This is a genomic window from Mameliella sp. LZ-28 (assembly GCF_012274245.1).
Lineage (GTDB): Bacteria > Pseudomonadota > Alphaproteobacteria > Rhodobacterales > Rhodobacteraceae > Antarctobacter > Antarctobacter albus.
This window is the reverse complement of sequence record NZ_JAANYX010000036.1, coordinates 106,389-118,995: the sequence shown is the minus strand read 5'-3', so window position 1 is coordinate 118,995 and position 12,607 is coordinate 106,389. Positions and strand designations below refer to the sequence as shown.

Sequence of the window (12,607 nt, the reverse complement as noted above, 5' to 3'; positions counted from 1 at the left end):
AAGCCGTCAGGGCAAGCGGCCTCAGGCGTCGCCTTCGTCCAGGACCGCGCTGTCGCGGTCGGCCATCTGGGCCAGCTTGATCTGCATCAGTACCGACATTTCGTCGTAGTTCGTCCATTCATCGACGATGCGGCCGTTCTTGATGTGGAAATGGCTCATGCCCATGATCTGCACCCGCTTGCCGGTGGGCGCGCCGATCTCTTCCATCACGCCCCAGCCGAGGTGATGCCCCTCGATCAGCCAGCGCACGGCGACCTTGGTGCCGCCTTCCTCGCAGGGGACCGAACAGATGTGCTGCGGCATGTAGAACCCGTCAGGCACGGTGGCATAGAGGCCGACCGTCTGGTGCGTGACGGCGCCGTGGCCGTAGAGTTCCTTCATCAGGGGGCCGTGGTACTGGACCGTGGGGGCATAGACCTCGCGGATCTTGCCGAACATGCGCTTGTTGTGGATCTCGTGCAGCCACTCCAACACCTCGCGTTCGAGGTCGGTGTTGGCGATCTCGGTGTCAGGGGCGGTCTCGGGCGGGTACTGGCCGATCAGGCGGCGGTTTTCGCCCATGTCGACGGCCAGCAGCCCCTTTTCAAAGTAGGGCCGGGCGAGGTTTTCGGCGTAGGCCTGGGCGTCCAGCCCGATCTGTTTCACCTGCGCCATGCTGTCGACCACCAGCCATTCGCGGTAGATCATGTTCTCGTAGATCATGCAGTCGGCGATGGTGCGCGCGACAAAGGTGCGGCCCGTGGGCTTGCCGTAGATGCCGGGCTGGGTGTGCCGCCCGGTGCCGGTGACGAGGTGCGAGGTGTAAAAGCCATCTTCCTCGTTGCCGTTCCAGATCACCTGGGTGGCCATGCCGCGGCGTTCGGGCAGCATGAACATCCGCTTGATGGTGTCATGTACCACATCCTCGCGGTTATAGATCGTGCCGGTGGCGTGATAGACGACGCAGTTATGCGTGTAGTGGGTATAGATCAGCCCCACGTCGCGTTCGTCCCAGATGCGGTGCGTGCAGCGGACGATGTAATCCACGATGTCGGTATAGATCGGGTCGAAACCCCGCATCGGTTGCGCGCGGTCGCGGCCTTCGGGGACGATGTCGACAAAGTCGCGCCGCTCGACCTGCAGCACGGATGCCGGGTTGGTCTTGCCCGGGGGCGTGTCCTTGCCCCTGGGTGCCGTTTCGCTTGCGGGCTGGTCCTTCGTGGCCATGTCTCTGTCCTGACGTTGCGGTTTCACTTGCGCGGAATGAAGCATGCAATGCATACGATTGCAAGTCTCACGTCACTCCAGCCCGGCGCCCCGGCGGAAATGGCTCTGCATGCGGTCCAGAACGTCCACGCCCATCTGCATCAGAAGGTCCAGGATATCGAGCGGTACCCAGTTTTCGCGAATCAGGCCCTGGTGGTGCAGGTAGAAATCCATCACCCGCATCATCACCGGGCGTCCCGTGGCCGCGAGACCGAGGAAATCCGGGCCGTCATGCGTGGCGAAGACGCTGGGCCAGCCGCCGGTTACCGAGTAGGGTCCGTCGCCCACGCGGATATAGTGGCCACCCTTGTGCCGGGCCTTCAGTTCGGCGATTTCATCCCATTGCCCACCGCCCTTGCGACCGGGAAAGGCGCGGCGGAACGGCAGCTGATGATAATCCACAAAACCCTGCAGGCCGCGCGTCGTGCCGATGCCCGACGGCCCGTACCACATCATCATGGGGTGCCAGTGGTCCTTTTGCGGCATGGTCAGCAGGCCCTCGCGCCCGCGTTTCCCAAAGTCGTCGTAGGCCGCCAAAGTGCCGTGCATGGCAAGGGTTTGCGCGATGCTGGACGCGCCTTCTTCCGGGTCCTGCGGGGTGAATATCAGGCCGTCCCCGGTGATCGGTCCGGGCCACATGCCCTCTGTTCCCAGGCTGGGCGCCAATGGCCAGAAGCCGGCTTGCCGGATCACGTCCAGCACGTCCCACAGGCAGTTTGTCTGGACGATCTTGCCGTCGCGGATCTCGTGCACCTCGCCGTAGCGTAGGTAGATGGGGCGCCCGGTGGCGGGAATGGTCAGCCAGTCTTTCCGGAAGGTGCCACAGTAATGGCCCATCATGGCGACATAGGTGCGTCCCTCATACTCTCCGCCCATGACGATGAGGTCTCTCCGTTCCAGGTCGGGCAGGGCGGCCATCAGGGGACGCCAGAGCGAATCGGTTAGGAAGTCCAGCCCCACGCCCTCGTTTATCGGATGGGCGGCGCTCACCTCGACCTCGGGGTGGTAGAGCGCGGCAAGCCGGGCGCCCAGATCGGCCTGTCCGCTTTCGCAAAGTGCGGACAGATCCCTGTGCAGGCTGCGTTTCAGTGCGGTGATGTCAGTGGTCATCCTGGTCTCCCTTTGTGGGCATTCTGACGTTTGCAGGAAATTATTGCAATCGTATTCATGAATTGCTACGGTAAGGTGGTTCCGGGCCATTGTCCGGGGCGACGCAAGGCAAATGACCATGACAAGCGCGCAACCCCGGGCGGAAAAGAGGCCGGGGTAGAAATCGGGAGGCTGTCCGGGTGGCCGGAAGGCGCGCGCAGTTCCAACGGGAGAGATCGGAATGAAGTTCAATGTTAGGGCAACGGTCGCCGCGGGTGCGCTGATTGCATCGGCGGGTGGCGCCTGGGCCGACTGCGGCATCGAGAGCGGATCGGTCCGCATTCTGTCGAATGACTTCGACGCGCTGCACGCGGTGGCCGACTGGGCCGCGAAATGTGCCAACGACAAGGTCGAGGTGACGAAGAACCACACCGAGGAACACAAGAACATCCAGGTGCCGGCGCTGACGACCAATCCGGCCAGCTACACCGTCGCCGTTGTCGCCACAAACTCCATCGTGCCGCTGCTCAGCGACGGTCTGATCCGCCCCCTGGACGAATACGTCGAGAAATGGGGCGGCCAGCTGCAGGACAGCCAGAAGATCGTCGTCGACGGCAAGATCATGGCAATCGCCTTCATGGCCAATGCCCAGCACATGTTCTACCGCGAAGATCTGCTGAAGGAACACGGTATCCCCGTGCCCACCAGCTATGACGAGATGTTCGCCGCCGCCGACAAGCTGCGTGAGGCGGGCGTCATGCAGACGCCGATTTCTTCTAACTACATGCCCGGCTGGAACATCGCAGCCGAGTTCGTGAACAACTACCTTGCCACCGGCAATGACTTCTTCGTGCCCGGCAGCGCCGAGCTGGCGATCGACAACGAGGATGGTCTTCTCGTTCTCAACAACATGAAGAAGATGCTGGACTACATGAGCCAGGACTGGGCCACCTTCGACAGCAACGCGCAGAAGCCGCTGTGGGAAGCGGGCGAGGCGGCGCTGTCGATCTCCTGGGGGTCGCGTGCCGGGGCCTACATCGCCGATGACAACCCGGCGCCGGAAATCGCGGCCAATACCGCCTTTGCTGCGGCGCCCACGATCGGGGAGTACAGTATCCCTTCGGCGGCACTGTGGTGGGACGGGTTCACCATTGCCAAGAACATCTCGGACGAGGATGCCGAGGCGTCGTTCCGTGCGATGATGAACGGCCTGTCGCAGGACATGCTGGCGGCCAACATGGATGCGGCGGTCTGGCTGATCGACGGCTATGAGCCGACACCGGCCGCCACTGGCGTGATCGCCGACCTGCAGGCCGGCGCGCGGCCCTACCCGATGTTGCCCTACATGGGCCTGCTGCACACCGCATTGGGTGACAACCTGGCAGAGTTCCTGCAGGGCAAGGAAAGTGCCGAACAGGCGCTGGCCGATGTGACAGCGGCCTATACCACCGCCGCCACCGAAGCCGGCTTCCTGAACTAGGGGCGGTCCGGCCGGGGTCGCCGCAGGGCGGCCCCACTCACCCCAATCAGCGGAACGGATGACCTCGTGCCCCTGGCGGGCGCGACAAGGGGGAAGTCATGCCTCACAAGACGTTCATGGCCTTTATCTGGCCGTCACTCCTGGCGATGGTGTTGTTCATCGCGCTGCCGATCCTTTCGGTGGGCTACCAGTCGCTTTTCATCGAGCACAAACAGATCCTGATCGAGGCCGAGACCTGCGGGCCGTTCGGCTGCAACAAGGAAGTCACCGTCGACGTCGAGGCGATGGCCGACCTGCGGGCCGAACAACCGGCTGGCCGGTTCAACGGGCTGGGCACCTATACCAACGCCAGCCACCTTGCCTTCGACGAGATCGGCGAGATCTTTGCCACCAGCGAGAATTTCGGCGAGATCCGCAACCGGATCATGAACCTGCCGTTCTACAAGGCGCTGATCTTTACCCTGGCCTATACCTTCATCGTGACCCCGCTGGTGATCATCCTGGGCTTCATCATCGCGGTGGTGGTCAATTCCATTCCCAAGATGCTCAAGGGGCCGGTGATCTTCTTTTCGCTGCTGCCAATGCTGGTGACGCCACTGGTGGGGTCGCTGGTGCTGTTCTGGATGATCGACAGCCGGGGCATCATCGGGGCAGGGCTGCAGGCGCTGTTCGGGGATCCCACCCTGTCGCTCAAGGCCTCTCCGACGCTGACCTGGATCACGCTGTTCGTCTATGGTGTCTGGCATTCGGCGCCCTTTGCCTTTGTCGTTTTCTACGCCGGGCTGCAGACCGTGCCCAAGGATACGCTGGAATCGGCGATGGTGGACGGCGCCAGCCGGTGGGAGCGGGTGCGTTTCGTGACCATTCCCTACCTGATGCCGCTGGCGACCTTCATCGCGCTGATGCAGCTGATGGACAATTTCCGCATCTTCGAGCCGATCATCGGCTTCTCGGCCGCGGCCAGCGCCACCTCGCTCAGCTACCTCATCTACAACGATCTTCGCGCCGCTGAATCGCCGCTTTTCGGGTCTGCCGCGGCGACCTCGATGCTGACCATCGTCGGCGTGATCATCCTGCTGTTGCCGGTGCTGCGCCGCAACTGGCGCGAATTCAACCGCAAGACCTGAGGGAGGGCCGGACATGTCCAATCTTGCCAACAAGAAACCGCCATCTCTGGTGGCCCTGTCGACGGTCTTCGTACTGTTCTGGCTGGTGGTTGCCGCCTTTCCCTTCCTCTGGACGATGTGGGGTTCCTTCAAGGTCGAGGGCGACTTCTTTTCCCGCGCCGACTGGATGAACGCGATCACGGGGCCGGTGACGGAACGCCAGCATGGCGGGCCTTTCACGCTGGACGGGTATCGCGGCGCGTGGATCGAACAGGAATTCTGGCGCGCGGTTCTCAACACCGGCATCGTCGTCTTCTTCACCGTGGTGATCTCGCTGACGCTGGGCACGCTGGGCGGCTATGCGCTTGCACGGTCGGGGTTCAAGTACACCTTCTGGCTTTTGATGGCCGCGCTGGTGTTCCGGGCGATGCCGCATGTGACGCTGGTGTCGGGCTACCTGCTGCCCTTCTTCCAAATGAACATCTGGGGTTACCTGCCCACAACGATCATCGTGCTGGTGGCGATCAATCAGCCTTTCACCCTGTGGATGCTGCACAGTTTCTTCCTCTCGATCCCCAAGGATCTGGACGAGGCGGCGATGGTCGATGGCTGCACGCGCTTCCAGGCGTTCCGCCTGGCGATCATCCCGGTCATGTGGCCGGGCGTGGTGACGACGGGGTTGTTCAGCTTCCTGCTGGCCTACAATGACTTCACCGTCACCTCGATGCTTCTCACGCAGGAAAACGCGACGATGATCCCCAAGATCAACTCGTTCCTGGGGTCCACCCAGGAAGAGGGCAAGGTGATGTACGCCGTCGCCGCCGTCGTCTCGGCCATCGTGCCGCTCTTCGTGCTCATCCTGTTCTTCCAACGCCAGATCGTCAGCGGCCTGACCGCCGGCGCCGTCAAGGGATAAGGGGCTTTTCAAATGGCCAGACTGCAACTCAAGAACGTGAACAAGCGCTGGGGGTCCTTCGTCGGCGTGGACAATTTCGACCTCGACATCGCGGACCAGGAATTTCTTGTCCTGCTGGGGCCCTCGGGCTGCGGCAAGTCCACCACCATGCGGATGATCGCCGGGCTGGAGGATGTGACCGACGGCGAGATCTGGCTGGGCGACCGAGTGGTGAACAACCTCGAACCCAAGGATCGCGACATCTCGATGGTGTTCCAGTCCTACGGGCTTTACCCGAACCTCAGCGTCTACGAGAACATCCGTTTTCCGCTGCGCGTCCGCAAAGTGCCCAAGGAACAGCATCACGAGATGGTCATGAAGGCCATCGACATGGTCGAACTCAACGATTTCATGGACCGCCGTCCCGCCGAACTGTCGGGTGGTCAGCGCCAGCGTGTGGCTCTGGGCAGGGCCATCGTGCGCAAGCCCACGGTCTTCCTGATGGATGAGCCGCTGTCGAACCTGGACGCCAAGCTGCGGGTCAGCACGCGGGCGCAGATCAAGAACCTGCAGTCCAAACTGAAGACGACGACAGTCTACGTCACCCATGACCAGATCGAGGCCATGACGCTGGCCGACCGCGTGGTCGTCATGAACAAGGGCAAGATCCAGCAGGTCGGCACGCCCACGGACATCTACGACAACCCGGCCAATACCTTCGTTGCCAGCTTTATCGGCTCCCCGGCGATGAACCTGGTGGAAGGCCGGCTGGAAAACGGCGTCTTCCAGGGTGATGGCATCCGGGTCGAGGGCCTGCCCGCCGGTCCGTCCGGCAATGTCACCCTGGGGTTCCGGGCCGAGGACGCGGAAATCGTGGACGGCGCGGGCGAGATTTCGGCACCGATGTATTCCATCGAACTCCTGGGCGAGGCGTCGATGATCACCTGGCGGCTGGGCGGATCGCTTGTCTCGATCAAGACCAACAAGGAATACCGGGCCGAGATCGGCGATACGGTGAACGCCCGCATTCCCGCCGGGATCTGCCACCTTTTCGACACCGCGAGCGGAGAAAGGATCGCACAATAATGACCCCCGAGGAACAGGCCGAGGCGACCCGCCAGGTCATCATCCGCATGGAAGAGGCGCTGGGCGCCAATTCCAACGACATGGGCAGCCATTTCCACGAGGACTTCCGCTGGATGGGCAACCAGGGTTGCGGCACGAAACCGGGGCTGGATGCCTTTCGCCGCAACTGGCAGCTGCCGCTGCGCGCCGCCTTTACCGAGCGGGAGTACAAGACCGAGAAATTCATCTGTGAAGGCGACTGGGCGTCTTGCTTTGGCCATATCGAGGCGACCCATTCCGGGACCTTCATGGGTATCGCGCCCACCGGCAAGCGGGTGACGATCCCCTACATGGATTTCTGGAAAGTGACCGAGGGGCGTATCGCCGACAACTGGGTGTCGGTCGATTTCGCCGCTGTCCTGGCCCAGCTGGGCCGGGATGTATTCGACGGGCAGGGCTGGGAGCATTTTGACGACGGTACGCTCACGCCGCCCAGTGCAGAGAAGGAAACGACATGACCATCACCTATCTCAAGCGTGGCAAACCCGAGGCCGACCGCGCCGAAGACGACGCAAGAACCGCGGCTGTGGTGGCCTCGACGCTAAAGGATATCGAGACGCGCGGCGACGCGGCGGTGCGCGAACTGGCGGTGAAATTCGACAAGTATGACCGTGAGAGCTATCGCCTGAGCGAGGCCGAGATCGAGGCGATCATTGCCAAGGTCAGCCCTCAGGACCTCGAAGACATCAAGTTCGCCCAGGAGCAGGTCAGGAATTTTGCCCAGGCACAGCGCGACTCGATGCTCGACATCGAGGTCGAGACGCTGCCCGGCGTGATCCTGGGCCACAAGAACATCCCTGTGCAATCGGTGGGCTGCTACGTGCCCGGCGGCAAGTTCCCGATGGTCGCCTCGGCGCATATGTCGGTGGCGACGGCCAAGGTGGCCGGTGTGCCGCGCATCGTCGCCTGCACCCCGCCCTTCAACGGCGAGCCGAACCCCGGCGTGATCGCCGCCATGCACCTGGGCGGCGCGGACGAGATCTATGTCCTCGGCGGCATCCAGGCCGTAGGCGCCATGGCCATCGGCACCGAGAGCATCGCCCCGGTGCACCTGCTGGTCGGCCCCGGCAATGCCTTTGTCGCCGAAGCCAAGCGCCAGCTCTTTGGCCGTGTCGGCATCGACCTCTTCGCTGGCCCGACCGAGACGATGGTGATCGCGGATGAGAGCGCCGCCGACGCGGAACTCTGTGCGACGGACCTGCTGGGCCAGGCCGAACATGGCTACAACAGCCCCTGTGTCCTGATCACCAACTCCGAAAAGCTGGCACGGGACACCTTGACCGAGATCGACCGCATCCTCGAGATCCTGCCCACCGCCGGCACCGCGAAAGTGTCTTGGGAGGATTACGGCGAGGTCATCGTCTGCGACACCTACGACGAGATGCTGAAAGTGGCGGATGACATCGCGTCCGAGCATGTGCAGGTGATGACCGACCGCGACGACTGGTTCCTCGACAACATGACCTGTTACGGCGCGCTTTTCCTTGGTCCGCGAACGAACGTGGCCAACGGCGACAAGGTGATCGGCACCAACCACACCCTGCCGACCAAGAAGGCGGGCCGCTATACCGGTGGGCTCTGGGTGGGCAAGTACCTGAAAACTCACAGCTATCAGAAGGTCCTGACCGATGAGGCTGCGGCCCGCATCGGCGCCTATGGTTCGCGGCTCTGCCTGCTTGAGGGGTTTGTCGGTCACGCGGAACAATGCAACGTACGTGTGCGCCGCTATGGTGGGGTGAATGTGCCCTACGGGGCGCCCGCGCATCTGGCGGAAGCGGCGGAATGACCCTGCCGCGCACACCTTCCCTGCGCCTCGACGGCAAGCGCGCGCTGGTGACTGGTGCCTCTTCGGGCATCGGTCAGGCCTGCGCCGTGGCGCTGGCCGAGGCCGGCGCGCATGTCATCTGCGCGGCGCGCGGCGCGGACCGCCTGAACGAGACCGTGGCCGAGATGCAGGCCGAGGGCTGGAGCGCTGCGGCCTTGCCGTTGGACATTGCCGATCTGGATGTGATGCGGGACGCGCTGGCGGGTCAGCGGCTGGACGTGGTGGTCAACTCCGCCGGTCTCGCCCGCCACAGCCCGGCGATGGAGACCACGCCCGAGGACTACGATGCCGTCATGGGCGTCAACCTGCGCGCGGCCTACTTCCTGTCGGTGGCGGCGGCCAAGGCCATGCCCGAGACCGGCGGCTCGATCATCCATATCAGCAGCCAGATGGGCCATGTGGGCGGTATCGACCGGGCGGTCTATTGCGCGTCGAAACACGGGCTCGAAGGCATGATCAAGGCGATGGCGATCGAGTGGGGCAAGCGCCGTATCCGCATCAACTCGATCTGCCCTACCTTCATCCGTACGCCGCTGACCGCCCAGACTTTCGACAACCCCGAGCGCGCCGCCTGGATCGAGGAAAAGATCAAGCTGGGCCGCGTCGGCGAGGTCGAGGACATCATGGGGGCAGTGCTTTATCTGGCCTCCGATGCCTCGGCTCTGGTAACCGGCACCTCCATGTTGATTGACGGAGGCTGGACGGCGGACTGATGACGAATGAACGGGTGACATCGATACAGGTGGCGCGCCGCGCCGGGGTAAGCCAGTCGGCGGTAAGCCGGGTCTTCACGCCCGGGGCCAGCGTGTCCAAGGCGACGCGGGAAAAGGTGTTGCAGGCGGCGGAGGAGCTGGGCTATCGGCCCAACGTCCTGGCGCGTGCGATGATCACCGGCCGGTCGCGCATCATCGGCCTGGTCGTTGCCTACCTTGAGAACCAGTTCTACCCCGAGGTCGTCGAACGCCTCTCCGTCGCGCTTCAGAAAGAGGGCTACCACGTCCTTGTCTTCATGTCCTCGCCCACGGTGGGCGACGTGCAGGACGTGATGCGCGAGATCCTGGATTACCAGGTCGACGGCATCGTCCTGGCCTCCGTCTCGATGTCGTCGGTCCTGGCTGCCCGGTGCCGGGATCATGGAATTCCGGTGGTGCTGTTCAACCGCGAACAGGATGAATCCGGGATGTCGTCGGTCACCACGGACAACTACCAGGGGGGGCGGGCAATTGCCGCCCATTTCGCCGCCGCCGGACATCAGAAGATCGGCTATATCGCTGGCCTCGAAGAGGCCACGACACAGCGCGACCGCGAGGCGGGATTCCGCGACGGACTGGAAGAGGCCGGATTGACATTGACGGCGCGCGAACTGGGCAACTTCGAATACTCTCAGACGCGGGCCGCGGCGCTGGAGATGTTCGCGGGGCGCGACTACCCGGACGCGGTTTTCGTCTGTAACGACCACATGGCCTTTGCCGCGATGGACGTGATCCGTTTCAAGCTGGGCCTGCGGGTTCCCGAGGACGTGGCGGTGGCGGGTTTCGACGACGTGCCCATCGCCGCCTGGCCCGCCTATGACCTGACCAGCTTTCGCCAGCCCATCAATCGCATGATCGCGCAGACGGTGAAGATCCTTCTGCGCAGGATCGAGGACCGCGAAACCCCGCCCGAGCGCATCACGCTGGACGGAGAGTTGAAGCTGCGCGGCTCGACGAGGAACATTGGAGCAACCTGAATGCGCGGATTTGATCCCAAGTGGCAGGATGTACCGCATTTCATCATCGGCATCACCAAGGAAATCTGGGAGGATCGAGAGATCGGCTCGCTGCGGCATCGCTATGCGCCGGGGTTGATCGTTCGTTCTCCGGCCTCTGTCGTTGTGGACAATTCCAACGTCATTGCGGCGACAATGGCGACGCTGGCTGAATTCCCCGACCGGGAATTGCTGGGTGAGGATGTGATCTGGTGCGAGGATTCCGAGGGGGCGACGGAAACATCGGATGCCTTCCTGTCGTCTCACCGGCTGATCTGCACCGCCACCCACAGCCATCCCGGCATGTACGGCACGCCCACGGGGCGGCGGGTGACCTATCGCATCCTGGCCGATTGCGCGATCCGCGACGACGCGGTCTATGACGAATGGCTGGTGCGGGACCAATCCGCCATCGTGGCCCAGATGGGGTTCGACGTGGTCGACTGGACCCGCGACCTGATCGCGCGAGAGGGCGGCCCGGAGACCTGCGTTCCGCCGATGACCCCGGCGACGGATGTGGCCGGTCCCTACGACCGGAAGGGCAACCAGAATGAATGGGGCCAACGCTACGCCGACGTGATCTCGGCGATCATGGCTGCGGACATGAACGTGATCCCGCGCGCCTACGATCGTGGCGTGAACCTGCACTACCCCGGCGGCCAGGACGGCCTGGGCTGGGGCGATGCGGATCGGTTCTGGATGGGGCTGCGGGCCGCTTTTCCGATGGCCACGTTCAAGATCGAACATGTGGTGGGCCGCCAAGACCCGCTGATGCCGCCGCGCGCCGCCGTCAGGTGGAGCCTGCACGGCAGACACTCCGGCTGGGGCCGCTTTGGCCGGCCGACGGGGGCCGAGGTCTACATCATGGGCATCAGTCACGCGGACTTCGGGCCCTACGCGGGCAGCGGCACATGGGGCGAACCGACAATCCGCCGTGAATTCACCCTGATTGACGAAACCGCGATCTGGAAACAGATCCTCTTGCAGACCGGAGCACATGAATGAAGGGGTTTTCCGACAAGTTCAGCGACCTTCCCGATTACATCCTGAAAATCACCAAGGAGATCTGGGAAGACCGCGGGCTGGCCACGCTGCATCATTACTATGGCCGCGACATCCCCATGCGCTTTCCCTCGGGCCTTGTGACGGGCAATGCTGGCGTGATCGACGGCACGCTGGCGACCCTGGCCGAGTTCCCCGACCGGCAGTTGCTGGGCGAGGACGTGATCTGGTCCGAAGGGCCGGAAGAGGGGCGTTACCTGTCCTCGCACCGGCTGGTGACGTCGGGCACGCATACTGGCCACGGGGCCTTTGGCGCACCCACGGGGCGCAGCTTTACCATCCGCGCCATTGCCGATTGTGCCGCCAAGGGGGACGTGATCGACGATGAATGGCTGATCCGCGACGTGGGCGGCATAGCGCGCCAGCTTGGCTGGGAGCCGGCGGACTACGCGCGCCACCAGATCCAGGCCGAGGGCGGACCCGATGCCTGCCAGCGTCCCTTTCATCCCGGCCACGATGTCCAGGGCCCCTATACCGGGCGTGGCAATGACAACGAGTGGGGCGCCCGGCTGTCCGATATCCTGACCCGGATGATGGACAAGGATTTCACCGTCATCCGGCAGGAATACGACCGAGCGGTGCGCACCGAACATTGGGGCGCGCGCGGCGGCTGGTCCTATGACTTTGCCGAGACGGACTGGATGCGCCTGCGGTCGTCCTTTCCGACCGCGACATTCGAGATCCATCACCAGATCGGCCGGTCGGACCCCGGAACGCCCAACCGCGCCGCGGTGCGCTGGTCGCTGACCGGCAAGCATTCCGGACACGGATTTTTCGGGGCGCCCACCGGGGCCGAGGTGCACGTGATGGGCGTCACCCATGCCGAATGGGGCGAATGGGGCCTGCGCCGGGAATTCACCCTGATCGACGAGGTCGCGATCTGGAAACAGATCCTGCTGCATCAGGGGCAGGTCTGATGATCGCACTTGCGCGACAATTGCGGCCCCTGCACGGGTTCCTCGCCAGCCGCCGTGCGCGGCGGCTGAACAATCGCCCGCCCGGGGCGCTGAACATGTCTCACTAGATTTGTTCA

12 protein-coding genes are annotated in these 12,607 nt (G+C 63.6%); 10 read left to right on the top strand and 2 right to left on the bottom strand.

Annotated elements, in window-relative coordinates:
- Positions 1 to 21 precede the first annotated feature (21 nt).
- Positions 22 to 1,206, bottom strand: a complete 1,185-nt coding sequence (locus tag G9Q80_RS24445) for a nuclear transport factor 2 family protein (protein WP_088715442.1) — start codon at positions 1,204 to 1,206, stop codon at positions 22 to 24.
- 72 nt (positions 1,207 to 1,278) lie between these two features.
- Positions 1,279 to 2,355 carry an ester cyclase gene (locus tag G9Q80_RS24440; protein WP_088715443.1) on the bottom strand — a complete coding sequence of 359 codons (1,077 nt, stop codon included), beginning with the start codon at positions 2,353 to 2,355 and terminating at the stop codon, positions 1,279 to 1,281.
- Between the two features lie 220 nt (positions 2,356 to 2,575).
- Here G9Q80_RS24440 and G9Q80_RS24435 point away from each other — a divergent pair, with 220 nt between their 5' ends.
- The 10 genes from G9Q80_RS24435 to G9Q80_RS24390 all read left to right on the top strand — a co-directional run bounded on the left by G9Q80_RS24435 (position 2,576) and on the right by G9Q80_RS24390 (position 12,491).
- Positions 2,576 to 3,814: an ABC transporter substrate-binding protein gene (locus G9Q80_RS24435; RefSeq protein ID WP_088669861.1), complete on the top strand. Its 1,239-nt coding sequence runs from the start codon at positions 2,576 to 2,578 to the stop codon at positions 3,812 to 3,814.
- Positions 3,815 to 3,912: 98 nt separating this feature from the next.
- Complete coding sequence (locus G9Q80_RS24430) at positions 3,913 to 4,941, top strand: carbohydrate ABC transporter permease (protein ID WP_069209055.1); 1,029 nt, start codon at positions 3,913 to 3,915, stop codon at positions 4,939 to 4,941.
- A gap of 13 nt (positions 4,942 to 4,954) precedes the next feature.
- Positions 4,955 to 5,836: a carbohydrate ABC transporter permease gene (locus G9Q80_RS24425; RefSeq protein WP_043138112.1), complete on the top strand. Its 882-nt coding sequence runs from the start codon at positions 4,955 to 4,957 to the stop codon at positions 5,834 to 5,836.
- A gap of 12 nt (positions 5,837 to 5,848) precedes the next feature.
- Positions 5,849 to 6,901, top strand: a complete 1,053-nt coding sequence (locus G9Q80_RS24420; RefSeq protein ID WP_043138110.1) for an ABC transporter ATP-binding protein — start codon at positions 5,849 to 5,851, stop codon at positions 6,899 to 6,901.
- Positions 6,901 to 7,398, top strand: coding sequence for an ester cyclase (locus G9Q80_RS24415; RefSeq protein WP_074621635.1), 498 nt, complete (start codon positions 6,901 to 6,903; stop codon positions 7,396 to 7,398). Before G9Q80_RS24420 ends, G9Q80_RS24415 begins: the two co-directional genes overlap by 1 nt.
- Positions 7,395 to 8,726 carry a histidinol dehydrogenase gene (gene hisD / locus G9Q80_RS24410; protein WP_088715444.1) on the top strand — a complete coding sequence of 444 codons (1,332 nt, stop codon included), beginning with the start codon at positions 7,395 to 7,397 and terminating at the stop codon, positions 8,724 to 8,726. The genes G9Q80_RS24415 and hisD overlap by 4 nt, the downstream gene beginning before the upstream one ends.
- The gene (locus tag G9Q80_RS24405; RefSeq protein WP_088715445.1) at positions 8,723 to 9,478 is read left to right on the top strand and encodes an SDR family NAD(P)-dependent oxidoreductase; all 756 of its coding nucleotides are present in this window, start codon (positions 8,723 to 8,725) and stop codon (positions 9,476 to 9,478) included. Before hisD ends, G9Q80_RS24405 begins: the two co-directional genes overlap by 4 nt.
- Positions 9,478 to 10,494, top strand: coding sequence for a LacI family DNA-binding transcriptional regulator (locus G9Q80_RS24400; RefSeq protein ID WP_088715446.1), 1,017 nt, complete (start codon positions 9,478 to 9,480; stop codon positions 10,492 to 10,494). The genes G9Q80_RS24405 and G9Q80_RS24400 overlap by 1 nt, the downstream gene beginning before the upstream one ends.
- A complete protein-coding gene (locus G9Q80_RS24395; RefSeq protein WP_088715447.1) occupies positions 10,495 to 11,517 on the top strand; it encodes a nuclear transport factor 2 family protein in 1,023 nt (340 codons plus the stop codon).
- Complete coding sequence (locus G9Q80_RS24390) at positions 11,514 to 12,491, top strand: nuclear transport factor 2 family protein (protein WP_088715448.1); 978 nt, start codon at positions 11,514 to 11,516, stop codon at positions 12,489 to 12,491. The genes G9Q80_RS24395 and G9Q80_RS24390 overlap by 4 nt, the downstream gene beginning before the upstream one ends.
- Positions 12,492 to 12,607 lie beyond the last annotated feature (116 nt).